Origin of the sequence: Parvibaculum sp., from assembly GCF_039680535.1 — a bacterium.
GTDB lineage: Bacteria > Pseudomonadota > Alphaproteobacteria > Parvibaculales > Parvibaculaceae > Parvibaculum.
Genome location: NZ_JBDKSS010000013.1, coordinates 482,760 through 509,068 on the forward strand (window position 1 = coordinate 482,760; position 26,309 = coordinate 509,068).

25 protein-coding genes and 1 other RNA gene are annotated in these 26,309 nt (G+C 64.2%); 10 read left to right on the plus strand and 16 right to left on the minus strand.

Annotated features, from left to right (window positions below):
• Positions 1-30 precede the first annotated feature (30 nt).
• Entirely contained in the window at positions 31-978 is a 948-nt protein-coding gene (locus ABFC66_RS09325; RefSeq protein WP_346740675.1) for a phosphatase PAP2 family protein, read from the minus strand.
• A 106-nt stretch (positions 979-1,084) separates the two neighbouring features.
• Here ABFC66_RS09325 and ABFC66_RS09330 point away from each other — a divergent pair, with 106 nt between their 5' ends.
• Positions 1,085-2,989, plus strand: coding sequence for a propionyl-CoA synthetase (locus ABFC66_RS09330; RefSeq protein WP_346740676.1), 1,905 nt, complete (start codon positions 1,085-1,087; stop codon positions 2,987-2,989).
• A gap of 78 nt (positions 2,990-3,067) precedes the next feature.
• On the opposite strand, the gene ABFC66_RS09335 is transcribed toward ABFC66_RS09330, so the two are convergent.
• Together ABFC66_RS09335 and ABFC66_RS09340 are read right to left on the minus strand one after the other, a co-directional pair.
• Complete coding sequence (locus ABFC66_RS09335; protein ID WP_346740677.1) at positions 3,068-3,790, minus strand: cell cycle transcriptional regulator TrcR; 723 nt, start codon at positions 3,788-3,790, stop codon at positions 3,068-3,070.
• 147 nt (positions 3,791-3,937) lie between these two features.
• Positions 3,938-4,939, minus strand: a complete 1,002-nt coding sequence (locus tag ABFC66_RS09340) for an NAD(P)H-quinone oxidoreductase (protein ID WP_346740678.1) — start codon at positions 4,937-4,939, stop codon at positions 3,938-3,940.
• A 93-nt stretch (positions 4,940-5,032) separates the two neighbouring features.
• Between ABFC66_RS09340 and ABFC66_RS09345 the strand changes: the two genes are divergently transcribed.
• Together ABFC66_RS09345 and ABFC66_RS09350 are read left to right on the plus strand one after the other, a co-directional pair.
• Positions 5,033-5,233: a DUF1192 domain-containing protein gene (locus tag ABFC66_RS09345; RefSeq protein ID WP_346740679.1), complete on the plus strand. Its 201-nt coding sequence runs from the start codon at positions 5,033-5,035 to the stop codon at positions 5,231-5,233.
• A 350-nt stretch (positions 5,234-5,583) separates the two neighbouring features.
• Positions 5,584-6,135: a DUF1465 family protein gene (locus tag ABFC66_RS09350; RefSeq protein ID WP_346740680.1), complete on the plus strand. Its 552-nt coding sequence runs from the start codon at positions 5,584-5,586 to the stop codon at positions 6,133-6,135.
• A 75-nt stretch (positions 6,136-6,210) separates the two neighbouring features.
• Here the strand turns inward: ABFC66_RS09350 and rpmE are convergent, their stop codons facing one another.
• Positions 6,211-6,438 (minus strand): 50S ribosomal protein L31, encoded by a 228-nt coding sequence (gene rpmE, locus ABFC66_RS09355; RefSeq protein WP_346740681.1) that lies wholly within the window; start codon positions 6,436-6,438, stop codon positions 6,211-6,213.
• A 270-nt stretch (positions 6,439-6,708) separates the two neighbouring features.
• Here rpmE and ABFC66_RS09360 point away from each other — a divergent pair, with 270 nt between their 5' ends.
• Together ABFC66_RS09360 and ABFC66_RS09365 are read left to right on the plus strand one after the other, a co-directional pair.
• On the plus strand, positions 6,709-8,547 hold the full coding sequence (locus ABFC66_RS09360) for an ABC transporter transmembrane domain-containing protein (RefSeq protein WP_346740682.1): 1,839 nt from the start codon (positions 6,709-6,711) through the stop codon (positions 8,545-8,547).
• Between the two features lie 47 nt (positions 8,548-8,594).
• The gene (locus ABFC66_RS09365; protein WP_346740683.1) at positions 8,595-9,683 is read left to right on the plus strand and encodes an SMP-30/gluconolactonase/LRE family protein; all 1,089 of its coding nucleotides are present in this window, start codon (positions 8,595-8,597) and stop codon (positions 9,681-9,683) included.
• Between the two features lie 75 nt (positions 9,684-9,758).
• Here the strand turns inward: ABFC66_RS09365 and ABFC66_RS09370 are convergent, their stop codons facing one another.
• The 12 genes from ABFC66_RS09370 to tkt form a co-directional block, all read right to left on the minus strand.
• Positions 9,759-10,769 (minus strand): peptidoglycan -binding protein, encoded by a 1,011-nt coding sequence (locus ABFC66_RS09370; RefSeq protein WP_346740684.1) that lies wholly within the window; start codon positions 10,767-10,769, stop codon positions 9,759-9,761.
• A 13-nt stretch (positions 10,770-10,782) separates the two neighbouring features.
• Positions 10,783-11,742, minus strand: coding sequence for a flagellar motor protein MotA (locus ABFC66_RS09375; RefSeq protein WP_346740685.1), 960 nt, complete (start codon positions 11,740-11,742; stop codon positions 10,783-10,785).
• A 51-nt stretch (positions 11,743-11,793) separates the two neighbouring features.
• The gene (locus tag ABFC66_RS09380) at positions 11,794-12,336 is read right to left on the minus strand and encodes an OmpA family protein (RefSeq protein ID WP_346740686.1); all 543 of its coding nucleotides are present in this window, start codon (positions 12,334-12,336) and stop codon (positions 11,794-11,796) included.
• 163 nt (positions 12,337-12,499) lie between these two features.
• Positions 12,500-13,303: an inositol monophosphatase family protein gene (locus ABFC66_RS09385; RefSeq protein ID WP_346740687.1), complete on the minus strand. Its 804-nt coding sequence runs from the start codon at positions 13,301-13,303 to the stop codon at positions 12,500-12,502.
• 16 nt (positions 13,304-13,319) lie between these two features.
• A complete protein-coding gene (efp, locus tag ABFC66_RS09390) occupies positions 13,320-13,886 on the minus strand; it encodes an elongation factor P (protein WP_346740688.1) in 567 nt (188 codons plus the stop codon).
• A 156-nt stretch (positions 13,887-14,042) separates the two neighbouring features.
• The gene (locus ABFC66_RS09395) at positions 14,043-15,125 is read right to left on the minus strand and encodes a tetratricopeptide repeat protein (protein ID WP_346740689.1); all 1,083 of its coding nucleotides are present in this window, start codon (positions 15,123-15,125) and stop codon (positions 14,043-14,045) included.
• Positions 15,122-15,796 (minus strand): thiamine phosphate synthase, encoded by a 675-nt coding sequence (gene thiE, locus ABFC66_RS09400; RefSeq protein WP_346740690.1) that lies wholly within the window; start codon positions 15,794-15,796, stop codon positions 15,122-15,124. Before thiE ends, ABFC66_RS09395 begins: the two co-directional genes overlap by 4 nt.
• 35 nt (positions 15,797-15,831) lie before the next feature.
• Positions 15,832-18,147, minus strand: a complete 2,316-nt coding sequence (locus ABFC66_RS09405; RefSeq protein ID WP_346740916.1) for a Tex family protein — start codon at positions 18,145-18,147, stop codon at positions 15,832-15,834.
• A gap of 122 nt (positions 18,148-18,269) precedes the next feature.
• Positions 18,270-19,202, minus strand: a complete 933-nt coding sequence (locus tag ABFC66_RS09410; RefSeq protein WP_346740691.1) for a class I fructose-bisphosphate aldolase — start codon at positions 19,200-19,202, stop codon at positions 18,270-18,272.
• 77 nt (positions 19,203-19,279) lie between these two features.
• A complete protein-coding gene (locus ABFC66_RS09415; RefSeq protein ID WP_346740692.1) occupies positions 19,280-20,485 on the minus strand; it encodes a phosphoglycerate kinase in 1,206 nt (401 codons plus the stop codon).
• Positions 20,486-20,503: 18 nt separating this feature from the next.
• On the minus strand, positions 20,504-21,511 hold the full coding sequence (gene gap / locus ABFC66_RS09420; protein WP_346740693.1) for a type I glyceraldehyde-3-phosphate dehydrogenase: 1,008 nt from the start codon (positions 21,509-21,511) through the stop codon (positions 20,504-20,506).
• A 21-nt stretch (positions 21,512-21,532) separates the two neighbouring features.
• Entirely contained in the window at positions 21,533-23,491 is a 1,959-nt protein-coding gene (gene tkt, locus ABFC66_RS09425) for a transketolase (RefSeq protein WP_346740917.1), read from the minus strand.
• 483 nt (positions 23,492-23,974) lie between these two features.
• Here tkt and ABFC66_RS09430 point away from each other — a divergent pair, with 483 nt between their 5' ends.
• From ABFC66_RS09430 to ABFC66_RS09450, 5 genes are all read left to right on the plus strand, one after another.
• On the plus strand, positions 23,975-24,241 hold the full coding sequence (locus ABFC66_RS09430) for a DUF4164 family protein (protein WP_346740694.1): 267 nt from the start codon (positions 23,975-23,977) through the stop codon (positions 24,239-24,241).
• Positions 24,242-24,250: 9 nt separating this feature from the next.
• Positions 24,251-24,610, plus strand: coding sequence for a cell division protein ZapA (zapA, locus tag ABFC66_RS09435; protein ID WP_346740695.1), 360 nt, complete (start codon positions 24,251-24,253; stop codon positions 24,608-24,610).
• Between the two features lie 78 nt (positions 24,611-24,688).
• Positions 24,689-24,845: non-coding RNA, 6S RNA (gene ssrS / locus ABFC66_RS09440), on the plus strand.
• Positions 24,846-24,866: 21 nt separating this feature from the next.
• A complete protein-coding gene (locus ABFC66_RS09445) occupies positions 24,867-25,448 on the plus strand; it encodes a 5-formyltetrahydrofolate cyclo-ligase (protein WP_346740696.1) in 582 nt (193 codons plus the stop codon).
• Positions 25,449-25,482: 34 nt separating this feature from the next.
• Positions 25,483-26,295 (plus strand): TIGR00282 family metallophosphoesterase, encoded by an 813-nt coding sequence (locus ABFC66_RS09450; RefSeq protein WP_346740697.1) that lies wholly within the window; start codon positions 25,483-25,485, stop codon positions 26,293-26,295.
• Positions 26,296-26,309 lie beyond the last annotated feature (14 nt).

Here is a 26,309-nt window from a genome sequence, read left to right on the forward strand (position 1 = left end):
CCCCCGAGGGGGCGCAGAATGGTCGCCCGCCTATCTGTTCCGGAGCGTAACCAAGGGGCGGGAGAGGGACAAGCAATTGGCGATGACGCCGCGCATGGAGGGGCGCAGAAACAGGATGAAGAGAATGGCGAGCGAACCGCCGGCAAGGATGTCGACGAGGTAATGACCTCCTTGCGTCGGCGTCGACATGACGACGAGCCCGTTGAGGGTCGCGGCCGGATAGCGGACAAACGGCACGCGCCAGAATGCCCAGGTTGTAATCACTGCCAACTGGGTATGAAACGAGGGGAAGGCGACCAGGCCATTGAGATTGGCGAGATCGACGACGCGGTTCGTGCCGTTGCGGAGGCCGAGCACCTGATCGATATGCGCGATGCCGCCGCTGGGGGCGAGATTTTCATAGAGGTGCCGTGCCGGCTGGAAATATTCATAAGCCCCGATGGCCGGTAGCAGCGCCGAGATGGTGATTGTCGTGACCGTGGTCAGCCAGAACAGCGTCAGGAATTCGGAGAGATGCTCGTGGCGGTCGGTGAAGGCGAGCAGCACGAGAACGCAGGCGACCTGCGGCATCGAGGACTGGTAGGCATAGGCGAGGATTGTGCCGAGTCTCGGATGTTCGTTGACCCAGCTCAGCCAGCCCATCCAGTCGAAGCCGAGCGCCCGGTCGGCGTGCACGAATGTCGCATCGGCAAGCGGCATGTCGGCGGCCGCGAAGAGATAGCTCATCAGCACGACGGCGATGGAATATATGGCGAGATATATGATCGCCGAGGTGCAGACGGCGAGACGATATGTCGATGGCCGCCGCGCATACCAGATGGTAAATCCGGCCAGAATGGCAAGAAGCGCCGCGCTCCGCAGCAGCGTCCAGTCCGCCTTGATGGAGAAGTCGAGGGTGCCGATCAGCGCCACGTCGATGAGGGCGACCGTAAGGCAGATCCACCATCCAAGGGCGGTCGGAAGCGGGAACGAGCGCATGGCGCGGGGCCTCATTAAAATCTAGACTTCGCCTGACCAGACTAAGGGCCGCAGCTTTAACAAGCGGTAAGCTTGAAGGCGGCCGGAAACCAAAGAGGAACGAGGAATGGGCCGCTACCGCGAAACATACGACCGTTGGAAACGCGATCCGGAGGGCTTCTGGGCCGAGGCCGCGCGCGAGATCGACTGGTCGCGGTCCTGGGACACCGTCCTCTCCGAAGAGTCGGGCCTCAGCCGTTGGTTCGCCGGCGCCGAATGCAACACCTGCTGGAACGCCCTCGACCGTCATGTCGCGGAACGCGGCGATCAGGCGGCGCTGATCTATGACAGCGCCATGACCGGCAAGGTCAAGAGCGTCACCTACCGGGAATTGACCGGGAAGGTCGCGAATTTCGCCGGTGTGCTCCAGAACCACGGCATCGGCAAGGGCGACCGGGTCATCATCTATATGCCCATGGTGCCGCAGGCGGTCGTCGCCATGCTCGCCTGCGCCCGCCTCGGCGCCATCCATTCCGTCGTTTTCGGCGGCTTCGCGGCCAAGGAACTCGCGACCCGCATCGACGACGCGAGGCCGAAGCTCATCGTTTCGGCTTCCTGCGGCCTCGAGCCCGGCCGCGTCATCGCCTACAAGCCGCTCCTCGACCATGCGATCGAGCTTTCGGCGCACAAGCCCGAGGCGACCATCATCTTCCAGCGCGCGCAGGCGGAGGCGACGCTCATTCCCGGCCGCGATTTCGACTGGAAAGCCGAGATGGACAAGGCTCGCGCCGAAGGCCGTGCGCCGGCCTGTGTTCCGGTCGCGGCAACCGATCCGCTCTATGTGCTCTATACGTCCGGCACGACCGGCAAGCCCAAGGGCGTGGTGCGCGACAATGGCGGCCATATGGTCGCGCTCAAATGGACCATGAAGAACGTCTATGGAATGGACCCCGGCGACGTCTTCTGGGCCGCTTCCGATGTCGGCTGGGTGGTGGGCCATTCCTATATCGTCTACGGCCCGCTGCTTCACGGCTGCACCACCATCCTTTTCGAGGGCAAGCCGGTTGGAACGCCGGACGCGGGCACCTTCTGGCGCGTCATCGCGGACCATGGCGTGAAGGCGCTCTTCACCGCGCCGACCGCATTCCGCGCCATCAAGAAGGAAGATCCCAAGGCCGAGATGGTGAAGGATTACGACCTCTCGACCCTGAAGACGCTTTTCCTTGCGGGCGAACGAGGCGATCCGGACACCATTCAGTGGGCGGAACGTGCGCTGGGCGTGCCCGTCATCGACCATTGGTGGCAGACGGAAACCGGCTTCCCCATGGTCGCGAACCCCGTGGGTCTGGAGCTGCTGCCGGTCAAGTACGGCTCGCCCTCGGTCGCCATGCCGGGCTTCGAAATCCATGTGGTGGATGAGGCGTCACACGAACTGCCCGCGAATACGACGGGCGCCATCGTGGTCAAGCTTCCGCTGCCGCCGGGATGCCTGCCGACGCTCTGGCACAATGACGAGGGCTTCCGCACGTCCTACCTCGCCGACTATCCGGGCTACTACAAGACGGCGGATGCGGGCTATCTCGATGAAGACGGCTATCTCTATGTGATGAGCCGCACCGACGACATCATCAATGTCGCCGGCCATCGCCTCTCGACGGGCGGCATGGAAGAAGTGCTGGCCGGCCATCCGGATGTCGCCGAATGCGCGGTCATCGGCGTTGCGGATGCGCTGAAGGGGCAGGTGCCGGTCGGCTTCCTCGTCATCAACAAGGGTGTCGATCGCCCTGCCTCCGAGATCGAGAAGGAAGCCGTCGCCCTCATCCGCGAAAAGATCGGCCCCGTCGCGTCCTTCAGGACCGCCATCGTCGTGCAGCGCCTGCCCAAGACGCGTTCCGGCAAGATCCTGCGCGGCACCATGCGCAAGATCGCCGACGGCGAGGCCTGGACGTCGCCCGCCACCATCGACGACCCGATGATCCTCAACGAGATCGGTGATGCGCTGGGCGGCGCGGGGTACGGGAAGAAGGACTAGGTTCTTTCCGCGCACGCGAAACGAAAATGGCCGGGAATATCCCGGCCATTTGCATTTGTCGGCGATGACGGAGAGTTCTTACTCCTCGTCGTCCTCCTCGATCTTCACGTCCTTGAGTTTCGCGAAAACGCTGTCGGCATCGTAGCTCTTGCGTTCCTCGCGCTCTTCTTCCGGCGCGGCAATGGTTGCGTGCTGGGGCTCGGGCGCGATCGTTTCGGCGGTGGGGAGCAGCGTGTCGGCGCCGCCTTCGCGCATCGCCTTGCGGCGTTCGCGGTCGACCTTCTTCGCGGCCTTCTGAACGGCGGCATCGAGTTCGATCTGGGTGGCAAGGCCGAGCGTCACCGGATCGACCGGCTTGATATTGGCCGAGTTCCAGTGGGTCCGGTCGCGGATCGACTCGATGGTCGGCTTGGTGGTGCCGACGAGCTTGGCGATCTGGGAGTCGGTGAGTTCGGGGTGGTTGCGGATGAGCCAGGCAATGGCGTCCGGGCGATCCTGACGGCGTGACACGGGCGTGTAGCGCGGGCCCTTGCGGGGCTGGACAGGCGGCACCTTGTACTTGCTTTCGGCGGCCATCAGGCGCGTCGCCGGGTTCTTCTGGCAGCGCTCGATTTCGGCGCGCGTCAGCTGGCCGGTCGACACCGGGTCCATGCCCTTGATGCCCTGAGCGACGTCGCCATCGGCGATGCCCTTCACTTCGAGCACATGCAGGCCGCAGTAATCCGCGATCTGGTCGAAGGTGAGCGAGGTGTTTTCGACAAGCCAGACGGCTGTCGCCTTGGGCATGAGGGGCTGAGTCATATCTGTTCCTCTGATCCACCCGGCGATCAACCGGATGAACCCTTTCCTTGTCCTCGGAATGAGCGGGTAATAGCGGTTATATAGGGTGAAATGCCCCCCAATGAAAGACTGAAGAGGAGGGCTTTGCCGCTTTTCAAGCCAGAACCCTCAGGGGATCAGCACGATCTTCCCGATATGGGTGCTCTTTTCCATGAGTTCATGGGCTTTGGCCGCGTCCCCGAGGGGGAATGTGGCGTCGATCCGGGGGCGCACGCGGCCCGCCTCGATCAACGGCCAGACCCTTTCGCGCAACGCCCGGGCAAGCGCCGCCTTTTCCTCAATTCCACGCGGGCGAAGTGTGGAACCCGTCAGGGTCAGCCGTTTCAGCATGACCGGCATGAAATTGACCTCTGCGGTCGAGCCTTGAAGGAAGGCGATGGAGACGATGCGCCCATCGGGCGCCGCCGACTGGATGTTCCGGGCGATATAGGGGCCGCCCACCATGTCGAGGATAACATCGACACCGCGGCCGCCGGTGAGCGCCTTGGTTTCCTTCACGAAATCCTGCTCGCGATAGTTGATGGCGGCCTCGGCCCCCAGTTGCAGGCAGGCGACGCATTTCTCGGCCGAGCCGGCTGTCGCGAAGACGCGCGCGCCAAAGCAATTGGCGAGCTGGATTGCCGTCGTGCCGATGCCGCTGGTGCCGCCATGGACAAGGAATGTTTCGCCGGCCTTGAGCGCGCCGCGCTCGAACACATTGGTCCAGACCGTGAAGAAGGTTTCCGGCAGGGCGGCCGCCTCGACGGCGCTGAAGCCCTTCGGGATCGGCAGGGCGTGGGTCTCATGGACCGTCGCATATTCCGCATAGCCGCCTCCGCCGAGGAGCGCGCAGACCCGGTCGCCCGCCTTCCACAGGGTGACGCCCGGTCCGGTCGCGACCACATCGCCCGCGACCTCGAGGCCGGGCGTATCGGGCGCGCCGGGCGGCGGCGGATAAAGCCCCATGCGCTGGATCGTATCGGGACGGTTGACCCCCGCCGCTTCGACCCGGATCAGGATTTCGCCGTGGCGCGGTTCGGGCCGCGCGATCTCGCGAAGCTCCAGCACCTCGGGGCCGCCGGGCTTGGCGATGGCGATGGCGATGGCCTTCATCTGGGCGGGCAGGGGCATGATGCGTCTCTCCAGAAGATGAGAAGGTTGAAGGTCTATCCAAGCCCTTCCAGACTGGCAATAAAGGCGTCAGCACCGGCTGGAGGACGAAACATGGACACCGATGATCTGGAACCACGGAAACGGCGCGGCGAGGCGCTGGCGGCGCTCGCCCGCGAGGATCTGACCCTTCTCGGCATCGAGGAGCTGGAGGAGCGAATCAGCGCGCTCGAATCCGAGATTGTGCGCATACGGACACAACTCGAGAAAAAACGCGGAAGCCGAACGGCCGCGGAAGCATTATTCAAGAAGTAAATGGCATCCGGCTAACATGTTGTAACGCTGTAATATTCCATCGCAAAACAAGTAAATGGATGTCCAATGCGTGTGCAGTTGCGAGCGTTGCCTGTTTGCGCGGCAATTTATGGTTTGGTAAATTCAAAAGTGTTAGGGTGACCTTGCGTAATCCAGTCCTCTGGATTTTGAGTGGTTTCTATCCACTCTGTTTGACGCCTCCCTGTTAGAACTGAGCCGCGGGCTTTCCGCGGCTCTTTTTTTGATCCCGCGCGTTAGGCCCGTCATGATCACGCAAAGGCGTGGCATGAATGTTGATCCTTCCGGCTCAAGGCGTGCTGTTTCGGCACGGGCCAATGAAGGGGATGGCGATGAACGGCGAGCGGATCGATCAGGATGTGCAGTTTGCGGGAGAGGCGGTGTCTCTCTCCGAATTCATGACGTCCGGCCTGTTCCAGCGCACCTATCAGGAAGGCATGCAACTCGTCGAGGAGACGTCGGCCTATCTCGACGGTCCGGGGCGTGAGGCTTCGCGCAACCTCTCTCGCGACGCTTCGCTGGCCTATGCTGGGGAGAGCATGCGCCTGACGACGCGTCTCATGCAGGTTGCCGCCTGGCTCCTCGTTCGAAAGGCGGTGCATGAGGGCGAAATCACGCCGGATGAGGCCCGCGCCGAGAAATATCGCCTTGCCAGCAAGGAAATCGCGCGTTCGGCGCGAATTGCCGGCGCGGAAGGCCTGCCGGAACGGCTTCGCGAGCTGATCGGCCGTTCGGAGCGGCTCTATGCGCGGGTCGAGCGCCTCGATTCCCGGCTGCGCGAACAGGCGGCGCCTGTGGCCGAGCATCACCCGTTGGCGGAACAGTTGAGCCGCGTGGAGGCCTTCTATCGCGAAACGCTGAGCCGGAATTTCGGCGAGGCCTGACAGGCCGAGGCAGGCCGAACAAAGAAAAAGCCCCGCTTTCGCGGGGCTTTGTCATTTCGAAAGCTCGAAGCTCTCTCAGGCCTTGGTGCCGAGATTGCCGAACTTCTGCTTGAAGCGGCTGACGCGGCCGCCACGGTCGACGAGCTGCTGGCCGCCGCCCGTCCAGGCCGGATGCGTGTTCGGATCGATGTCGAGGGTGAGCGTGTCGCCCTCCTTGCCATAGGTCGAACGCGTCTGGAAGGTGGTCCCGTTCGTCATCGCCACAGTGATCATGTGGTAGTCGGGATGAATGTCTTTCTTCATGGCTCTCGCCTTCTTCAAGCGTCGGAATGGGTCAAAGCGACGGAAAACCCGCGGCTGCCGGACTCGGGGGCGCCACCGGGAATGGGGGCTTATAGCGAAGACGGAGGGTGCTGACAAGGGCAGGAAATGGCCTCTTGCGCGAACGTGCCGCACCCCCTTCCTGTCGGGCCTCACGCCCCACATTGGCGCGGGGGCCGCTTGGTTGCTATATGAACGCCCGAGAGCTTCCTGCGAAGCACCCTCAATTACCATTGCAGCGGGCCGCCATCCATGAGCGAGACACCCAACCTCGTCGTCGAAGCCATCGAGCAGGAGGCCCAGCGGCGCAAGCCCGCCCGTGGCGTCGGGCCGATCGCCAGGCTGATGCCCTTCATCGCCCGCTACCGGGGAATGGTCGTTCTCGCCTTCATATCGCTCGTGGCCGCCACCCTCGCCACGCTTGCCGTACCCATCGCCGGCCGCCGTCTTCTCGACAATGGCTTTACCAGTGCCAACGCCGCCTTCATCGATACCTATTTTCTGGCCCTGATCGCCGTTGCTGCATTGCTCGGAATCGCGAGCGCATCGCGCTTCTACTTCGTCAGCTGGATCGGCGAGCGGGTCGTCGCCGATCTGCGCGAGGCCGTCTATGCGCATGTGCTGAAGCTTTCGCCCGCCTTCTTCGAGGTGACGCGCACGGGCGAAGTTCTGTCGCGTCTCACAGCCGACACGACGCTCATCAAGACGGTGGTGGGCTCCTCCGCCTCCATCGCGCTGCGCAACTGCTTCCTCTTCATCGGCGCCGCCTCGATGATGGTGATCACGAGCGCGTGGCTCTCCGGCCTCGTGCTGCTCGCCATTCCGATGATCATCCTGCCGCTCATCGTTTTCGGGCGCTGGGTGCGCAGGCTGAGCCGTGCCAGTCAGGATCGCCTTGCCGACACGAGCGCCTTCGGCAGCGAAAGCCTGAATGCCATTCAGACGGTGCAGGCCTTCACACATGAGGATATCGACCGCGACCGCTTCGCCGACACTGTCGAGCGCAGCTTCTCCACCGCGAAGGCGCGTATCGTCGCTCGCGCGGTGCTTACCGCGCTGATCTTCTTCCTCGGTCTTTCGAGTGTCGTCGGCGTGCTGTGGTTCGGCGCCCATGCCGTCGTCGCGGGCGAGATGAGCGGCGGCGCGCTCCTGCAATTCATCCTCTATTCCGTCTTCGCGGCGACGGCGCTCGCCGCGCTGTCCGAGGTTTGGGGAGACATGCAGATGGCGGCGGGAGCGACCGAGCGATTGATGGAGCTTCTTTCCATCGAGCCGGAGATTCGCGCGCCCCTGAAACCCGAGCGACTGCCTTCGCCGGCCCGCGGCGAGATTTCATTCGAGGACATCACCTTCTCCTACCCGACGCGCCCGGACACCTCGGCGCTTCACGGTCTCTCGCTTCAGGTGAGGCCGGGTGAAACGGTCGCCATCGTCGGCCCCTCTGGCGCGGGCAAGAGCACGGTGTTCCAGCTTCTGCTGCGCTTCTACGATCCGCAGCAGGGACGCGTTCTGTTCGACGGCGTCGAGATCACGAAGGTCGAGCCTGCCGAACTCCGCCGGCGTCTTGCGGTCGTGCCGCAGGAAACGGTCGTCTTCGGGATGAGCGTTGCCGAGAACATCCGCTATGGCCGTCCCGATGCGAGCGAGGCGGACGTGATCGCGGCGGCGAAGGCTGCGCGTATTCACGACTTCATTGCGACGCTGCCGAACGGCTATGACACGCAGGTGGGCGAGCGCGGCGTGACGCTTTCGGGCGGCCAGCGTCAGCGCATCGCCATCGCCCGCGCGATCCTGCGCGATGCGCCCGTGCTGCTTCTCGACGAGGCAACCTCGGCGCTCGACGCCGAAAGCGAAACCATGGTGCAGCAGGCCCTCGAAGGCCTCATGCGGAACCGCACCACGCTCGTCATCGCGCATCGCCTTGCGACCGTTCTCAAGGCGGACCGCATCATCGTCATGGATCAGGGACGCATCGTCGCCAGCGGCACGCATGACGAACTGATGCGCGAGGGCGGCCTTTATAGCCGCCTCGCCCGCCTGCAATTCACCGGGGATATTATCGGCGACGTGAAAAGCGTCGCAGTACACTGACATAATTCGTCATAGACAACATTTGACCGACCGAACTCGGAGAAGCCATGTCGCGCCCGCTGCAGAAAGTCATTATTGGAGTTGTGATCATCCTTTGCGCGATCAGCGTGCTTGGCTGGCGCTTCCTGTCGGCCGCGGGGTGGTTCACGGGCATCAGGGCGGAAGTGCCTGCCGAATGCCACGACCTCGCATCGGTCTCGGGGCCGGAGGATATCGCCATCGATCAGGAGCGCGGCCTTGCCTTCGTTTCGGCGCTCGACTGGCGCGCGGTCATGCGTGGCGACAAGGGCGTTCGCGGCGGCATCTATGTGATCGATCTCAAGGCGCCGCAGGAGAAGTGGGCGCTCGCGCCGGTGACGCCGAACGAGCCTGCCGATTTCAAGCCGCATGGCATCAGCCTTTTTATCGGCGCGGATGGAAAGCGGCGTCTTTTCGTCGTGAACCACGCGGCGGGCGGAAATGCGATCGAGATTTTCGACGTGGCCCAGGACGGCGCGCTCACCCATGCGAAGAGCGTCGCGAGTCCGCTTCTTGTTTCGCCCAATGATGTCGTCGCCGTCGGTCCGGATTCATTCTACGCCACCAACGATCATGGCTCGACCGGCCTCGGTTCGAAGCTCAGCGACCTGCTTCTGCTGCGCAATGCCGACATCGTCTATTACGACGGCAATGCGATGCGTGTCGCCGGCGACATGCTGCTGTTCCCCAACGGCATCAATATCAGCGCGGATGGCAAGACGCTTTATGTCGCCGAGACGCTGGGCGCGGCTCTGCATGTCTATTCGCGCGACCCGGCGACCGGCAATCTCACGCCACGCGATTACACGCGCCTCGGCACCGGCCTCGACAATATCGATGTCGAGCCGGACGGTTCGTTACTCATCGCAGCGCATCCGAACATGATCGCCTTCATGAGCCACGCTTCCGATCCGAAGAAGCTGTCGCCGAGCCAGGTCGTGCGCGTCGTGCCGGGCACGGATACGGGCGGCAAGGCGGGCACGATCTACCTCAATCTCGGCAAGCAGCTTTCCGGCTCCAGCGTTGCTGCCGGTTACGGCGATCAGATGCTCATCGGCAATGTGTTCGAGCCGAAGATCCTCGTCTGCAAGCAGTCGAAGGAATTCAAGTCGTTCTGATTGGACGACAACTACATTCTGTCATCCCGGGACGAGCCCGGGGTGACAGCGCGAAGAGTGCGAGGATTGCGGCCTTTACCGCTCCGTCAGCTTGAACTCGATGCGCCGGTTGCGCTTGAGCGCATCCGGCGTCGCGCCCTTGTCGAGGGGCTGGAATTCGCCGAAGCCCGCTGCGACGAGGTGGTTCGGCGCCACGCCCTGCTTCACCATGAAATCGACGACCGCGATGGCCCGCGCGCTGGAGAGATACCAGTTGGACGGGAACTGCGCCGTGTGGATCGGGTTGACGTCCGTGTGACCGTCGATACGCAACACCCATGAAATGTCGGAGGGTATCTCCGCGCCGATCTGCTTCACCGCGTCCGCGATCTCGCGAAGCTGATCGACGCCGGAGGGATTGAGTTCGGCAGAGCCTGAGTCGAAGAAAATCTCCGACTGGATCACGAAACGGTCGCCGACGATCTCGATATCCGGCCTGTTGCCGAGTATCTCGCGCAAGCGCCCGAAGAATTCCGAGCGGTATTTCGCAAGCTCCTGCACTTTCTGGGCGAGCGCCGCATTGAGCCGGCGGCCGAGATCGGCGATCTGTGCCTGGGATTCCTTGTCGCGTTTCTCCGAGGCGTCGAGCGCCTGTTCGAGCGCTGCAAGCTGGCGGCGCAGCGCGGCGATCTGCTGGTTGAGAAGCTCGACCTGCGCCAGCGCCTGATTGGAAATATCCTTTTGCTTCGTAAGCTCATCCTGAAGCACGGCGACCTGAGCCCCTGCGCCCGCCTGTGCGCCGAGCTTTTCCTTCTCCGCATTTGCGGCGGCGAGCGAGGCCTGCAGGCTCGCGATGCTCAACTGCAGGTCGGCCTTTTCCTGCTTCACCAGAGCAAGCTGGCTCACCAGTTCCGCGATCTGGCTTTTCAGATTTTCGAGCGCTGTGTCCTTGCTGGAGACGAGCTGCGACAGGAAGAATTGCGTCAGCATGAAAATGGTGAGCAGGAAGATGAGCACCAGCAACAGGCTCGACATGGCGTCGACGAAGCCCGGCCAGTAATCCGCGCTCGGGGCGCGGCCGCGTATGCGTCTGTTCGCCGGCGCCATCTGCCGCTCCCGCCTATTTCTTCACGCCGAGGCTGGCAGCCAGCCGGTCGAGCACAGGCGCAAGCGCCTCCTGATTTTCGGCCAGCTTGCGGACCATCTGCTGTTCCTGCCGGAGCTGTTCGGTGAGCGCCTGCACCTGTCCGGCAAGCGCCATGAGCGGCGCGTTGCTGCCACTGGCGCTGGTGAGCGCCTGCTCAATGCGTTCGAGCCGCTTCGCCGTGTCGAGCATGCCGGGGCCGCGCTCCATCTCGCCGGAAATATCGGTGACGGTGGAGAGCCATTCCTCGAGTTCGTTATAGAAGCGGTTCTGCGCCTGTCCCGCCTGCAGGTCGAGGAAGCCGAGGATCAACGAGCCCGCGAGGCCGAAGAGCGAGGAGGAGAACGAAGTGCCCATGCCCGACAGCGGCCCTTCGAGACCTGCCTTGAGGTTCTGGAACACGGTTGCGGGGTCGGCGCCTTCGACATTGAGGCCGTGGATGGTCGTGCCGACCGAAGTGACCGTCGTGAGCAAGCCCCAGAAGGTGCCGAGCAGGCCGAGAAAGATCAGCAGGCCGATCATGTAGCGCGAAATTTCGCGCTGCTCGTCGAGGCGCGAGCCGATCGAGTCGAGCAGCGAGCGCATGGAGAGCGTGTTGAGCGTCATGCGGCCCTTGCGCTCGCCCAGCATCGTCGCCATGGGCGCGAGAAGACGCGGCGCGGGCGGAATGACGAGGCCGGGATCGGCGCGCCGGAACTGGTTCACCCAGCGCACCTCGGGGCCAAGCACGAGGATTTGCCGGAAGCCGTAGATGATGCCGAGCGCGAGCACCGAGAGGATCAGCGTGTTGAGGCCGGGATTCGTGAAATAGGCCGTCTTCAGCGTCGGCGACAGAATGGTGAGCAAGAGCCCGACAAGGATCAGGAACATCACCATACGCACGAGATAGGGACGCGGTCTGGAGAGCGCCGCGCCGTCCGTAAAGTCCTTCGCCATAGCTTACCCCACTGAATGTTCGTCTATGCCGTCTTTGGAACCGGCTCGCCCCTAACGGCCAGGCCGCACGATGTCGACGCGATCGAGCGGGCCGGTGTCGCGCGCTCCCCCCAGAGCGCGGACGATGAGCCGTTCAGGGGCGACCCCTTCGGAGAGCAGAATCTCACGCACAGCCAGCGCCCGCTTCAGCGAAAGCCGCCGCGCGTTGGAGCCGTCGTCGCCCGCAGTGCCCGCATAGGCCTTCAGCGTCACGCGTCCGGTCTGTTGCTTGAAGCTCGCGGCGAATGTCTTCACCTCCGCCGTCGTCTGGGGCGTCAGCGTCGTATCCTGCTGTCCGAAGGTGACGCGAAGCAGCGCTGGCTCTGCCGCGTGAAGCGTGACGGGCTGGGGCGTGCCCGTGTCGGGCGCTCCCGTGGAAGGCGTGGCCGGAAGGGGAGCGGGCTCGGGCGCTTCGGGCGCCGTAATGATCTGTGTACCCGGTCGCTCAAGCGGCACGGCGTCGACGGGTGCCGCCGAGACAGGCCCGGCGCTCATCATCGCAAGCGTCGCGGCGAAGCCGCTCCGGCAGGCGAGGCTCATCCAACGCTTCGACATAAAGTGCATAGCTTCGCCCACGCCCCGGAGAACTGAAATTCGACCGACAGTCTAGGCATCTCCCCGCGCGGGAACAACCGCGCCGGCCGAAGTTCGACCGGCGGAATCTCTAGGAGGCAATTCAGGCGGAAGTTGGACGTGCGACGTTAACCCTGAAGGGCCGTCAGCCCCTGGCGCGGGCGCGCTTCAGCAGGGTTTCGAGCTGATTGCGAAGCTGGTCGTTGCCGGCGATGATGCCGCCCGTTCCCAGCATGTCTTCGCGTCCGTTGAGGTCGCTGACGAAGCCGCCAGCCTCGCGCACGATGACGATGCCGGCTGCCATGTCCCAGGGCTGGAGATTGGCTTCCCAATAGGCGTCATAGCGGCCTGCTGCGATATAGGCGAGGTCGAGAGCGGCCGCGCCCATGCGGCGGACACCGGCACATTCGTTCATGACGCTGCGAAGCTCGGTCAGATAGACCTCGTGGCCCGGTCGCCCGATATGCGGCGTGCCGCAGGCGATGATGCCCTGCGTCAGCTCGCGGCGCGCAGCGACGCGGATGCGGCGGTCGTTGAGAAAGGCGCCCTGGCCCTTCTCGCCGATGAACATTTCATCCGTGATGGGATTGTAGATGACGCCCGCCACCATCTGGCCGTCGCGCTCGAGGCCGATGGAAATGGCGAAATGCGGGATCGAGTGGAGGAAGTTCGTCGTGCCGTCGAGCGGATCGATGATCCAGCGATGCGACTTGTCGCTGCCTTCGACCGCTCCGCCTTCTTCCATGAGGAAGCCATAGCCGGGGCGCGCCTTGTTGAGTTCCTCGAAGATCGTCTTTTCCGCCTTCTTGTCGGCGGCCGTAACGAAATTCGCAGGTCCCTTGAGCGAGACCTGCAGATTTTCGACTTCGCCGAAGTCGCGCTGAAGACCGCGCGCCGCCTTGCGGGCGGCGGCGACCATGACGGCCATGACGGGCGTGTGACGTGACATCGGCGATCAGCTCCGCTTAATCGGCGCGGCGGAGATAGGTGACTTCGTTCGTGTCGATGACGACCTTCTCGCCCGTGGTGACGAAAGGCGGCACCATGGTGCGCAGGCCGTTGGAGAGCAGGGCGGGCTTGTAGGAGGAGGCCGCCGTCTGGCCCTTCACGGTGGGTTCCGTTTCGGTCACTTCGAGCACGACCTGATCGGGCAGCGAGATACCGATGGCGCGGCCTTCATGGCTTTCCACCGTCACCTTCATGCCGTCCTGGAGGAAGGCGGCGCGCTCGCCGACCCATTCGCGGGAAAGCTCGATCTGCTCGTAGTTCTCGTTGTCCATAAAGGTCAGCATCCCGTCATTCTCGTAGAGATACTGATAGTCCTTCTGCTCGAGGCGGACGCGCTCGACCGTCTCGGCGGAGCGGAAGCGCTCGTTGAGCTTGCGGTTGTCGATGAGGTTCTTCAGTTCGACCTGCGCGAAGGCGCCGCCCTTGCCGGGCTTCACATGCTGAACCTTCACGGCGGCCCAAAGGCCACCCTGATGCTCGATGACGTAGCCGGGGCGAATTTCGTTACCGTTGATCTTGGGCATAGGCTTTATCTCGGACTGGGTTTGAGCCGGCTTGCGCGGCTGACAAGCGCGCCATGGACCGCGCCGGCGGCGCGGGATCGGCCGACCGGCGCTCTGATAGCATTTGCAAGGCCGAAGGCCAATGGCTTTCAGGTCACGGGGCCGTGGGGCCTTGTCTCAGGGAGCGGGTTTCCCGGCCGGTTTGCCTCCGCCCTTGGTGATGCGGGCGATCTCGGCATCGATCTTCGCCTGTTCCTCCGGGGTGACGAGCGGCTTCAGGGTATCCCTCAGGGCCTTGTCCTCGACGCCGCCTTTTTCGGCCAGGGTGAGCCAGAATAGCGCGGCGGATGGGTCCTTTTTCACGCCTTCGCCCGCATAAAAGAGCTGGGCGAGGCGGTGCTGCGCGTCCGGCACGCCCTGCTGCGCGGCAAGGCTGAACCACTGTGCGGCAAGCTTGTGGTCCTTATCGACGCCGGTGCCTGTGTAATAGGCGTAGCCGAGGGCGGTCGCGGCGTCGGCCGAACCAGACCGGGCGGCGGCCTTGAAGCGGATCGCGGCAAGCGAGTCGTTCTTCTCGATGCCTTTCCCGGCCTGGAGCATGAGTCCGAGCTGGTAGTTGGCGTCCGGCTGCCCCTGATCGCCCGCGAGTTCATAGAGATGGGCGGCCTGCTTCAGATCCTGCTGGACGCCCTTGCCCGCCGCATAAAGCGCGCCGAGGTAGAATTGGCCGTTGGCGCTTCCCGCCTTTGTGGCGGCGCGGAGCCATTTGAGGGCTTGTGCGTCGTCCTGCGGCCCGCCCGAGCCGGTGGCGAAGCAAAGTCCGAGTTCCGACTGGCCGCCCGGATGGCCCTGCGCGGCGGAGGCTTCGAAGAGTTTCCGGCCTGCTGCGGGGTCCGGCTTCATGCCGATGCCGTCGCGGGTCATCAGGCCGAGCGCATATTCGCCATCGGCATTGCCCTGAGCGACGGCCTTGCGGAGCCATTTGATCGCTTCGGCGGTGTTCCGCTTCGTGCCGACGCCGTTGTTGTAGAGGGTGGCGACGAGAATCTGCGCCTTTGCGTTGCCTTTCTCGGCAAGGGGTTTGGCGAGTGCGAAGGCCTTTTCGTAATCCTTGGCGTTGAAGGCCGCTTCGACCGGGGCAAGCTCGCCCGCGTCGGAATTCGCGTCTGCCGCTGGCGTGGCCGCGTAGGCGGGGAGCGCGGCGATGCCGGGCGCCAGGATGCTTGCGGAGAGCGCCAGAGCGGCAACGAGACGCTTCATGTGTTTCTCTTTTCCTCGGACATGATCCGGTTCAACGCTCGGACGGCAGCCGCCGGACCCTGCTCATAGGCCCAGACACCGGAGGACACCGCGAGAAAATCCGCGCCCGCGCGAACCAGCGGCGCCGCATTCTCGACCGTGATCCCGCCGATGGCGACGCAGGGCACCACGAAGGTTTCCGTCCACCAGGTCAGGATTTCGGGCTCTGCCTTCGTCTTGGGCTCTTTCGTTTCGGTGTCGTAGAAGGCGCCGAAGGCGACGTAATCGGCACCATCCTCTCCAGCTACCATGGCAAGGTGGCGGGAATTATGACAGGTCACGCCGACGATGCGGTCCGGCCCGACGATCTTGCGCGCCTCGCGGCAGGGCATGTCGTCCTGACCGACATGGACGCCATCCGCGTTCAGTTCGGCGGCGAGGTCGGCCCGGTCGTTGATGATGAAAGCGACATCGCGGGATTGCGCGATGGGCATCAGGATTTCGGTCGCCCGGCGGATCGTGTCGGCATCCGCCGTTTCCGCCGCCTCTGTCTTGAGGCGGAGTTGAAGCGAGGCGACGTCGCCCGCGTCGAGCGCGGCCTTCAGCGTGTCGGCGAAGGCGTGGGGCTCGAGCCGCGGCGGCGTGATCAGGTAGAGCCGGCAGGGCTCCCGTTCTTCTTCGATGATGCTCATGGAAGCGGGTTGTACCGCGGCTCGGACCGTTAAGTCTATTTCCGCCCGTCGAAACCCGCCCGGCGCAGCGCGTCGGCCAGCGCCCCGCCGCCCGAAGCCTCGGGTTTGCGGTCGGGCCGGCTCTGCGGCTTTCCGGCCGGGCGGCCCTGGCGGGGGCTGTCCTTGGCCGGGCTCGCTTCGTCGCTGAGGCGCATGGTGAGCCCGATGCGCTTCCGCTGAACATCGACCTCCACGACCTTCACGCGCACCACGTCGCCGGGCTTGGCCACGTCGCGGGGGTCTTTGACGAAGGTCGAGGACATGGCCGAGATATGGACGAGGCCGTCCTGATGGACGCCGATATCGACGAAGGCGCCGAAGGCCGCGACATTGGTGACAACACCTTCGAGAACCATGCCGGGTTCGAGATCGCTGATCTTTTCGACACCGTCGCGGAAAGTCGCCGTCTTGAACGCAGGGCGCGGGTCGCGGCCGGGCTTCTCCAGTTCCTTCAGAATGTCGCTGACGGTGGGCACGCCGAAGGTCTCGTCGGTGAAGTCCTGAGGGCGCAGCCCGCGCAGCACGGTCGCGTTGCCGATCAGGCTCTTCAACTCGTCGCCGGTCCTTTCGATGATGCGGCGAACGACCGGATAGGCTTCCGGGTGAACGCTCGACGCATCGAGCGGATCGTCGCCATTGGGAATGCGCAGGAAGCCCGCGCAAAGCTCGAAGGCCTTCGCGCCGAGACGCGGCACGTTCTTCAGCGCCGCGCGTGTGCGGAAGGGGCCGTTGGCGTCGCGGTGGGCGACGATGCTCTGGGCGAGGCCTTCGCCGATGCCGGACACGCGGGCGAGCAGCGGCACGGAAGCCGTGTTCGCATCGACGCCGACGCCGTTCACGCAGTCTTCAACCACGGCGTCGAGCGAGCGCGACAGCTTGTGCTCGCTGATGTCGTGCTGGTACTGGCCGACGCCGATCGACTTCGGGTCGATCTTCACGAGTTCGGCCAGCGGGTCCTGCAGGCGCCGTGCGATGGAGACGGCGCCACGGATCGAGACGTCGAGATCGGGCAGTTCCGCCGAGGCATAGGCGGACGCCGAATAGACCGAGGCGCCTGCTTCCGAAACCATCGCCTTGGTGAGCTTGAGGTCCGGGTGGCGCTGCATGAGTTCGGTCGCGAGCTTGTCGGTTTCGCGGGACGCCGTGCCGTTGCCGATGGCGACGAGGTCGACATTATGGGCGCGGGCATGGCGGGCGAGGATGGAGATCGCCTCGTCCCAGCGGCGCTGCGGCTCATGCGGATAGATCGTGTCGGTGGCGACGACCTTGCCGGTCGCATCGACCACGGCAACCTTCACGCCCGTGCGGAATCCCGGATCGAGGCCCATGGTGGCGCGTGTTCCGGCGGGCGCGGCAAGCAGCAGGTCGCGCAGGTTGCCTGCAAAGACCTTCACCGCCTCGTCTTCCGCGAGCTGGCGGAGCCGCATACGCAGGTCGAGCGAGATATGCAGCATGATCTTGGTGCGCCAGGCCCAGCGAACCGTATCGAGCAGCCAGCGGTCGGCGGGGCGCCCCTTGTCGGCGATGTTGAAATGAAGCGCGATGCGGCGCTCGAAGCTCGAAGGCTGGTTCTCCTGACCGGGCGCGACTTCCTCCGGCACCATGGTCAGGCTCAGCATCTCTTCCTTCTCGCCGCGGAAAAGGGCGAGGATGCGATGCGAGGGGAGCTTGGTCAGCGGTTCGCTGAAATCGAAATAGTCGGCGAATTTCGCGCCCGCCTGTTCCTTGCCTTCCTGCACCTTCGAGACGAGCTTGCCGCGTGTCCAGTACTCCTCGCGCAGATGGCCGATGAGTTCGGCGCTCTCGGAGAAGCGTTCGATCAGGATCGCGCGCGCGCCGTCGAGCGCGGCGGCGGCATCGGCGACGCCCTTGTCCGCGCTCACATAGGTCTCGGCGGTCTTCGCCGGATCGAGCGTCGGATCGGCGAGAAGCGCATCGGCCAGCGGTTCGAGACCGGCCTCGCGGGCGATCTGGCCCTTGGTGCGGCGCTTCGGCTTATAGGGCAGATAAATATCTTCGAGGCGCGCCTTGGTTTCCGCCGTCATGATCTGGTGGTGCAGCGCGTCGTCGAGCTTGCCCTGTTCGTCGATGCTTTTCAGGATCGCCGCGCGGCGGTCTTCCATTTCACGCAGATAGGTGAGGCGCTCTTCCAGCGTGCGAAGCTGCGCGTCGTCGAGCGTACCCGTCACTTCCTTGCGGTAACGCGCGATGAAGGGAACCGTCGCGCCGCCGTCGAGCAGTTCGACGGCCGCCTCCACCTGACGTTCAAGGACACCGAGCTCTTCCGCAATGCGCGCATTGATCGACTTCATGGGACTCGTGAGGTTCATGGTGAAGGGGCCGCGTTTTTACCGCGACGGGGACTTTGGTTAAAGCAAAAGAAAACGCCCCGCTCTTGCGAGCGGGGCGTTGATCTCACGGGCTTGTGGAAAACTCAGTCTTCCTTGCCGAGGTAGATCTTCACCAGCTTGTCGAGCATGGCGAGCGCGTCTTCGCGCTTACGCTGGAAGGTGTTGCGGCCGATGATCGAGCCGTTGCCACCGCCGTCGCGGATCGCGCGCGCGTCGTCGTAAACCGCATCCGTGCCCTTCGCGGCGCCGCCCGAGAAGACGACGATGCGGCGGCCGTTGAAGAGCGTCTGCACGACATGCTGGACGCGCTTGGCCTGCGTCGAGATGTCGATCTTCTGCGCTTCATAGACCTTCTTGGCTTCCGGCTGCTCGATGAAATCGGTCGGCAGCTTCACCTTGATGATGTTGGCGCCGAGAAGGGCGGCCATGTGCGCCGCATAGGCGCCGATATCGATGGCGAGCTCGCCTTCCTTGGAGAGGTTGCCGCCGCGCGGATAGGACCAGATGACGGTGGCGAGACCGGCGGCCTTCGCTTCCGCCGACATTTCGCGGATCTCTTCCATCATGTCGAACTGCGCGTCCGAGCCCGGATAGATCGTGAAGCCGATGGCAGAGCAGCCGAGGCGCAGCGCGTCATCGACCGTCGAGGTGATCGCCTGGTCCGGCGCTTCCTTCGCACGGGCGAGGCTGTTCGAGCTGTTGACCTTGAGGATCAGCGGGATCTGGCCGGCAAAGGTGTCGGCGCCCGCTTCGATCATGCCGAGCGGCGCGGCATAGGCGTTGAGGCCGGCGTCGATCGCGAGCTGGAAGTGGTAGCGCGGATCATAGGCGTCGGGGTTCGGCGCGAAGCTGCGCGCCGGGCCGTGCTCGAAGCCCTGGTCGACGGGCAGGATGATCATCTTGCCGGTGCCCGCGAGCTTGCCCGTCATCAGCATGCGCGCGAGGTTGGCCTTCGTGCCGGGATTGTCGCTCTCGTACCAGGAGAGAATGTCGCGAACTTTGCGCGTGATTTTCATCGGAGGTCTCGCAATCTTGAGTGGGTGGGCTCATCGCCCGCAATTAACTGCCCCGTTCAGGGCGATACAGGTTTGGCTCAGCTTTCCAGCGCCGCGACGCCCGGCAACTCGACGCCTTCCATCCATTCGAGGAAGGCACCGCCGGCGGCGGATACATAGGTGAAGTCTTCGGTGGCGCCCGCTTCGTTGAGCGCGGCCACCGTGTCGCCACCGCCCGCGACCGAGATCAGCGCGCCCATCTTGGTGAGCATCGCGACCTGACGCGCCGCAGCGACGGTGCCCTGATCGAAGGGCGGCGTCTCGAAGGCACCGAGCGGTCCGTTCCAGACGACGGTCTTCGCCGTTTCCAGACGGCCCGCGATATAGGCGAGCGTGTCGGTACCGACGTCGAGGATCATCTTGTCGTCGGGCACGGCATCGGCCGAAATCGTCTGCGCGGCGGCATTGGGTTTGAATTCGGCAGCGACGACCACATCGGTCGGAAGCACGATCTCGCAATTGGCTGAACGCGCATTGGCAAGAATGCGGCGCGCCGTGTCGAGGAGGTCGTTTTCGCAGAGCGACTTGCCGACCTTCTTGCCCTGCGCGGCGAGGAACGTATTGGCCATGCCGCCGCCGATCACCAGCGTGTCGACCTTCTTCACGAGATTGCCGAGCAGGGAGATCTTGGTCGAGACCTTGGCGCCGCCGACGATGGCGACGACGGGATGCGAGGGATTGCCGAGCGCGACGTCGAGCGCCTTGAGTTCGGCTTCCATCGCGCGGCCCGCATAGGCCGGCAGCTCATGCGCGATCGCTTCGGTCGAGGCATGGGCGCGGTGGGCGCAGGAGAAGGCGTCGTTCACATAGACATTGCCATTCTCGGCCAGCGCCTTTGCGAATGTGGCGTCGTTCTGTTCCTCGCCCGGATGGAAGCGGGTGTTTTCGAGCACGATGACGCCGCCATTGGGTAGGGCGTCGATTGCCTTCTGCGCCACTTCGCCCACGCAGTCGGAGGCGAAGGAAGCCTTGCGCCCGATAAAGGGTTCGAGCGCGGCGGCAACGGGAGCGAGACTGTACTTCGCTTCCGGCGCGCCCTTGGGGCGGCCGAAATGCGAAAGCACGATCACCTTGGCGCCGCGATCGGCGAGTTCGGTAATCGTCGACGCGACGCGCTCGATGCGCGTCGCGTCGGTGATGCGGCCTTCGGCCATTGGAACGTTCAGGTCAGCCCGGACAAGAACGCGCAGGCCCTTGAGGCCTACGGCTTTGAACAGGTCGTCGAGTGTTTTATGGCCAGCCATTTCTTGAGCTATCCGAAATCAGAGAAGCTTGCCCATGGCGACGGCAGTGTCGCCCATGCGGTTCGAGAAGCCCCACTCATTGTCGTACCAGCTGAGCACGCGCACGAGCTTGCCGTCGATGACCTGCGTCTGGGTGAGATCGAAGGTCGAGGAGGCCGGGTTGTGGTTGAAGTCGACCGAGACGAGCTTTTCGTCGGTCGTCGCGAGTACGCCTTTCAGCGGGCCCTTCGCAGCGGCGATGATCGCGGCGTTCACTTCCTCGGCGGTCGTCTTCTTCTTCGCAGTGAAAACGAGGTCGATGACGGAGACGTTCGCGGTCGGAACGCGGATCGAGGTGCCGTCGAGCTTGCCCTTGAGTTCCGGCAGAACGAGGCCCACGGCCTTGGCCGCACCCGTCGAGGTCGGGATCATGGAGAGGGCAGCGGCGCGGGCGCGACGCGCGTCGCTATGCAGCGTGTCGACCGTGTTCTGGTCGCCCGTGTAGGAGTGGATCGTCGTCATGTAGCCCTGCTCGATGCCAACGGCCTTGTTCAGGACGGCGGCGACCGGCGCGAGGCAGTTCGTCGTGCAGGACGCGTTGGAGACGATCTTGTGGCTCTTCTTCAGGTCCTTGTGGTTCACGCCATAGACGACGGTGATTTCAGCGCCGTCGGCGGGAGCCGAGATCAGGACCTTCTTCGCACCGGCGGTCAGGTGCATCGAGGCCTTTTCCTTCGAGGTGAAAATGCCCGTGCATTCGAGAGCGATGTCGACGCCGAGGTCGCCCCAGGGGAGCTTCGACGGATCGCGCTCGGCGAGCACCTTGATCGGGCCGCGGCCGAGATCGAACGACGACTTCGTTACCTTGATCTTGCCGGGGAAGGGCCCATGGACCGAGTCCCACTTCAGCAGGTGGGCATTCGCTTCCACCGAACCGAGATCGTTGATCGCGACGACCTCGATGTCCTTGCGGCCAGACTCCGCAATGGCGCGAAGGACGAGACGCCCGATACGACCGAAACCGTTGATTGCGACGCGGACAGCCATTTCCTGAGATCTCCTGACGAGTTAGGCCCCGAGGCAAGCCTTCGCGGCGGCCGCCGCGGCTTCCGGGGTAATGTTGAAGTGCTTGTAGAGGTCCTTGGCGGGGGCGCTGGCGCCGAAGCCCGGCATGCCGATAAAGGCGCCGTTCTCGCCGATATAGCGATCCCAGCCATACTGAATGGCGGCTTCGATCGCGACTTTCACCGTGCCTTCGCCGAGGGTCTTCTTCTTGTAGTCGCGCGACTGCGCTTCGAAGAGTTCGACGCAGGGCATCGAGACGACGCGGGCGCCGATGCCTTCGGCTTCGAGAAGTTTCTGCGCGGCAAGCGCGATCTCGACTTCCGAGCCCGTCGCGATCAGCGTCACCTTGGCAGGCGCGGTAGCCGGCGAAAGCTCATAGCCGCCCTTCGCGCAGAGGTTCTCTTCCGTATAGGTGTTGCGCACCGTCGGCAGGTTCTGGCGCGACAGCGCGAGGATCGACGGCGTCTTTTCAGCTTCTAGCGCGATCTGCCAGCATTCCAGCGTCTCGACCGCATCGGCGGGACGGAACACATAGAGGTTCGGCATGGCGCGGAGCGAAGCCAGATGCTCGACCGGCTGATGCGTCGGACCATCTTCGCCGAGGCCGATCGAGTCATGCGTCATGACATAGACGACGCGCTGCTCCATCAGCGCCGACAGGCGGATCGCCGGACGGCAATAATCGGTGAAGACAAGGAACGTGCCGGAATAGGGGATGAAACCCTTATGCAGCGCGATGCCGTTCATGGCCGCCGCCATGCCGTGCTCGCGAATGCCGTAATGGATGAAGGAACCGGAGAAGTCCGTCGCGGTGACGGCCTTCTGGCCCTTGGAGCGCGTGTTGTTCGAGCCGGTGAGGTCGGCGGAGCCGCCGATCGTTTCGGGCACCACGGCATTGATGACGTTGAGCGCCTCTTCCGAGGATTTGCGCGTTGCCCAGTTGGGCTTTTCCTCGGTGAGCTTCTTCTTGTAGTCGCTGACCGCCTTGGCGAAACCGGCCGGCAGCTTGCCGGAAAGCTGGCGCTCGAATTCGGCGCGGACGCCCGCATCGAGCTTTGCCACGCGCGCTTCCCAATCGGCGCTGGTCTTGGCGTGGGCGGAGCCCACGGCGCGCCAGGCGCCCAGAATGTCGGCGGGGATGACGAAGGGCTCCGCGTCCCAGCCCAGCGTCTGGCGGGAAAGGGCGATTTCCTCCGGCCCGAGCGGCGAGCCATGCGAGGAGGACTTGCCGTGCTTGTTCGGCGAGCCATAGCCGATGACCGTGCGGCAGGCGATCAGCGTCGGCTTGTCCGACTTCTGCGCCTTGGCGATGGCGGCTTCGATCTCGTCGGCATTGTGGCCGTCGATGCGGAAGGCGTTCCAGCCGGCGGCCTCGAAGCGCTTCAGCGCATCGCCCGACTCCGAGAGGTCGAGCGAGCCGTCGATGGTGATGCCGTTGTCGTCATAGAGAACGATGAGCTTGGAGAGGCGCAGATGGCCGGCAAGGCTGATCGCCTCGTGGCTGATGCCTTCCATGAGGTCGCCGTCCGACGCGATCACATAGGTAAAGTGATCGACCACGCCTTCGAAGCGGGCGGCGGCGAGCCTTTCGGCCAGCGCCATGCCGACAGCGGTGGAAATACCCTGGCCGAGCGGGCCGGTCGTCGTCTCGACGCCCTGGACATGGCCATATTCGGGGTGGCCCGCCGTGATCGCGCCGAGCTGGCGGAAATTCCTGATCTGCTCGATCGTCATGTCCTCATAACCGAGGAGGTAGTTGACGGCATAAAGCAGCATCGAGCCGTGGCCGGCGGAAAGCACGAACCGGTCGCGGTCCGGCCAATGCGGCTTCTTCGGGTCGATCTTGAGGAATTTGGTGAAAAGCACTGTCGCCATGTCCGCGGCGCCCATCGGCATGCCGGGATGGCCGGAATTGGCTTGCTGGACGGCGTCCATGGCAAGGGCGCGGATGGCGTTGGCCATGTCGCGATGCGAAACCGAGGCTTGAACCCGGGCGGCCGACTGATCGGATGTCGTCATGTCTATACTCTCTGAGCCTCGGAACTTGACCCTCCGCCAAACTCCCGGGCGGAATCCGGGCGCGGAGCCGGGTCTGATCGAAGATCTGGCGCATTCACCGCGCCGTGTCAGGAGCCCATGCTCCGGACCTCAAAATGGCCCGCGAATACTGCAACTTGCGGGGCCGAATCCGTCCGTATAGGGGGTCTGGCGAGCGGCGCCACAATGACCACCGAGTTACGCAGAGTCAATGATGGATTCGCGCAAAACGCCGCGCTTTTCCGCGCCTTCGGGCCGGCGTGACGGCTCGCCGCAGCCGCAGCGCGATCGATGTTCCGCCTTCGGCGAGGTGCCGTCGCGGCCCTCGAATGTTGACCTTGTTTCGGGCGCACGCCTATCTTGAGAAATGACGGGTTATGGGCCCTGAATCCGGATATATAGCAGCGTATGAGCAAACTCGATTCCGCGACGGAGCGCTTCAAGGCGGCGCTCGACAGGCTTGAGGCCGGTATCCACCGTCAGCTTCTGCGCGCCCAGTCGGCGGCGCGGCTCGAAAGCGAGGTCGACGCCCTGAAGCAGGATCGCGCCAAGCTCGCCGAGGAACTCGACCATATGAAGTCGGAAGCGCGGCGGCTCAACGAACTGAACGAGAGGGCCTCCGAGACGCTGGCGAATGCGATCGAGGGCATCCGCGAAGTGCTGGCGGCGGAATAGGAGAGGCCCATGGGACAGGTCACGGTTCAAATCAATGATCGCGCCTATGTCATCGCCTGCGGCGATGGCGAGGAGGCGCATCTGAAGGATCTCGCCGCCCATATCAACCTCCGGGTCACGGATCTTTCCCGCGAAGTGGGGCAGATCGGCGAAGCCCGTCTCCTTCTCATGGCCTCGCTTCTCGTCGCCGACGAGCTTTCCGAGGCATTGGCCAAGGTGAAGGTCCTCGAGGCCGACATCGAGCAATTGACCCAGACGCGCATTGCGGCGCTGGAGCGCTCGCGCGAGGCGGAAGACCTGCTGGGCGATGTGCTCGACAGCGCCGCCCGCCGCATTGAGGACATTGCGCGCCGCATCGAGGCCGCGTGAGCCTTATTTGCGGGCTGGAGACGGCCGCGACGCCGCCGCGCTTGACCTCGGGGCACTTTAAGGCGGATAGAATGAAGTTGGGTGCTGCCTGGTGCGTCAGGAACACTTTCTCTCGGGGCCTTACGATCCTTAAGGGAGCTGTCCCTGGGGAGGACCCTGGTCCTCTTCACACGGCGCCCACCTACTTATGTAGGTCTCCGAGGATCCACGTTCCAACGGCCGAGGTGGCCCCACCCATTTGCCCGCCGGTGCTCCCATGAGCGCCGCCGAGGCGAAGAATGCGGCGCGTATCGCCGCCCGCGACCGGCGGTCGGCTGCGCAAGGCCTGCTTGGCCTGGACGCCGCGCCTCTGTTTGCACGGCATTTCTTCGAACGGATTCCGCTCGCATCGGGCGCCGTCATCGCCGGCTACGCGCCGATTTCTTCGGAAGCCGATCCCATGGCGATCCTCCGCGAAGCCGAAGCGCGGGGCTTTCCTTGCGTCCTGCCGGCGGTCGAAGCACGTGCCCAGCCGCTCGTCTTCAGGCGCTGGCGGCACGGCGATCCGCTCGTCGACGGCCCGCACGGGACGCGGGCCCCGGCTTCCGATGCACCCATGCTCACACCGCAGGTCCTGATCGTGCCGCTACTTGCCTTCGACAGGGCGGGGCGCCGCCTCGGCTATGGCGGGGGCTATTACGACCGGACGCTGGCTTTTTTGCGAGCCAGAGGCGAAAAGAGCATTCTCGCGGTCGGTCTCGCCTTTTCAGGCCAGGAGGCCGATGAACTGCCCGAGGAATCCGACGACCAGCGTCTGGACTGGATCGTGACGGAACGAGGCGCCTCGCGCGTTGGATAGAGGCCCTCCGGGGCGCCCTCGCAGGAAGAGTTGAATGAAGCTGTTGTTTCTGGGCGATATTGTCGGGCGTGCGGCCCGCGACGCCATTGTTTCCGATCTGCCGGGCCTCAGGGCCGATCTCGGCGCCGATTTCGTCGTCGTGAATGGCGAGAACGCCGCCGGTGGCTTCGGCATCACGGCACAGATTTGCGAAGAGTTTTTCGACGCGGGCGTCGACGTGGTGACGCTCGGCAATCACGCATGGGACCAGCGTGAAGCGCTCGTCCATATCGAACGCGAGTCCCGCCTCATCCGCCCGGTGAATTTTCCGAAGGGCACGCCCGGACGTGGCGCTGGCCTCTTCGAGACGGCCAAGGGCGAACGCGTCCTCGTCATCAATGCCATGGGCCGCGTCTTCATGGATGCGCTGGACGATCCCTTTGCCGCCATCGAGCGCGAACTCGACGCCTGCCCGCTGGGCGAAGTGGCCGATGCGATCCTTGTCGATTTTCACGGCGAGGCGACATCGGAGAAAATGGCGATGGGCCATTTCTGCGATGGCCGCGCGAGCCTTGTCGTCGGCACGCATAGCCATGTGCCCACCGCCGACGCGCAGGTTCTGCCGGGCGGCACGGCCTATCAGACAGATGCCGGAATGTGCGGCGATTACAACTCCGTCATCGGAATGGAGAAGGACGAACCGCTGAACCGCTTTCTCTCGAAGATTCCCAGCGGCCGTTTCCAGCCCGCACTCGGTCCGGCGACGCTATGCGGCGTCTTCGTCGAAACGGATGCGAAGGGACTTGCATCGCGCATCGAGCCCGTGCGCATCGGCGGTCGTTTGAAGCGCGCGCTACCAGACGGTTGAAGGAAACAGGTTTG

Bases quoted from the DNA above. Each gene is read 5' to 3' on its own strand.
- ABFC66_RS09325 (WP_346740675.1), bottom strand. From the start codon at position 978: ATGCGCTCGTTCCCGCTTCCGACCGCCCTTGGATGGTGGATCTGCCTT.
- ABFC66_RS09330 (WP_346740676.1), top strand. From the start codon at position 1,085: ATGGGCCGCTACCGCGAAACATACGACCGTTGGAAACGCGATCCGGAG.
- ABFC66_RS09335 (WP_346740677.1), bottom strand. From the start codon at position 3,790: ATGACTCAGCCCCTCATGCCCAAGGCGACAGCCGTCTGGCTTGTCGAA.
- ABFC66_RS09340 (WP_346740678.1), bottom strand. From the start codon at position 4,939: ATGCCCCTGCCCGCCCAGATGAAGGCCATCGCCATCGCCATCGCCAAG.
- ABFC66_RS09345 (WP_346740679.1), top strand. From the start codon at position 5,033: ATGGACACCGATGATCTGGAACCACGGAAACGGCGCGGCGAGGCGCTG.
- ABFC66_RS09350 (WP_346740680.1), top strand. From the start codon at position 5,584: ATGAACGGCGAGCGGATCGATCAGGATGTGCAGTTTGCGGGAGAGGCG.
- rpmE (WP_346740681.1), bottom strand. From the start codon at position 6,438: ATGAAGAAAGACATTCATCCCGACTACCACATGATCACTGTGGCGATG.
- ABFC66_RS09360 (WP_346740682.1), top strand. From the start codon at position 6,709: ATGAGCGAGACACCCAACCTCGTCGTCGAAGCCATCGAGCAGGAGGCC.
- ABFC66_RS09365 (WP_346740683.1), top strand. From the start codon at position 8,595: ATGTCGCGCCCGCTGCAGAAAGTCATTATTGGAGTTGTGATCATCCTT.
- ABFC66_RS09370 (WP_346740684.1), bottom strand. From the start codon at position 10,769: ATGGCGCCGGCGAACAGACGCATACGCGGCCGCGCCCCGAGCGCGGAT.
- ABFC66_RS09375 (WP_346740685.1), bottom strand. From the start codon at position 11,742: ATGGCGAAGGACTTTACGGACGGCGCGGCGCTCTCCAGACCGCGTCCC.
- ABFC66_RS09380 (WP_346740686.1), bottom strand. From the start codon at position 12,336: ATGTCGAAGCGTTGGATGAGCCTCGCCTGCCGGAGCGGCTTCGCCGCG.
- ABFC66_RS09385 (WP_346740687.1), bottom strand. From the start codon at position 13,303: ATGTCACGTCACACGCCCGTCATGGCCGTCATGGTCGCCGCCGCCCGC.
- efp (WP_346740688.1), bottom strand. From the start codon at position 13,886: ATGCCCAAGATCAACGGTAACGAAATTCGCCCCGGCTACGTCATCGAG.
- ABFC66_RS09395 (WP_346740689.1), bottom strand. From the start codon at position 15,125: ATGAAGCGTCTCGTTGCCGCTCTGGCGCTCTCCGCAAGCATCCTGGCG.
- thiE (WP_346740690.1), bottom strand. From the start codon at position 15,796: ATGAGCATCATCGAAGAAGAACGGGAGCCCTGCCGGCTCTACCTGATC.
- ABFC66_RS09405 (WP_346740916.1), bottom strand. From the start codon at position 18,147: ATGAAGTCGATCAATGCGCGCATTGCGGAAGAGCTCGGTGTCCTTGAA.
- ABFC66_RS09410 (WP_346740691.1), bottom strand. From the start codon at position 19,202: ATGAAAATCACGCGCAAAGTTCGCGACATTCTCTCCTGGTACGAGAGC.
- ABFC66_RS09415 (WP_346740692.1), bottom strand. From the start codon at position 20,485: ATGGCTGGCCATAAAACACTCGACGACCTGTTCAAAGCCGTAGGCCTC.
- gap (WP_346740693.1), bottom strand. From the start codon at position 21,511: ATGGCTGTCCGCGTCGCAATCAACGGTTTCGGTCGTATCGGGCGTCTC.
- tkt (WP_346740917.1), bottom strand. From the start codon at position 23,491: ATGGCCAACGCCATCCGCGCCCTTGCCATGGACGCCGTCCAGCAAGCC.
- ABFC66_RS09430 (WP_346740694.1), top strand. From the start codon at position 23,975: ATGAGCAAACTCGATTCCGCGACGGAGCGCTTCAAGGCGGCGCTCGAC.
- zapA (WP_346740695.1), top strand. From the start codon at position 24,251: ATGGGACAGGTCACGGTTCAAATCAATGATCGCGCCTATGTCATCGCC.
- ABFC66_RS09445 (WP_346740696.1), top strand. From the start codon at position 24,867: ATGAGCGCCGCCGAGGCGAAGAATGCGGCGCGTATCGCCGCCCGCGAC.
- ABFC66_RS09450 (WP_346740697.1), top strand. From the start codon at position 25,483: ATGAAGCTGTTGTTTCTGGGCGATATTGTCGGGCGTGCGGCCCGCGAC.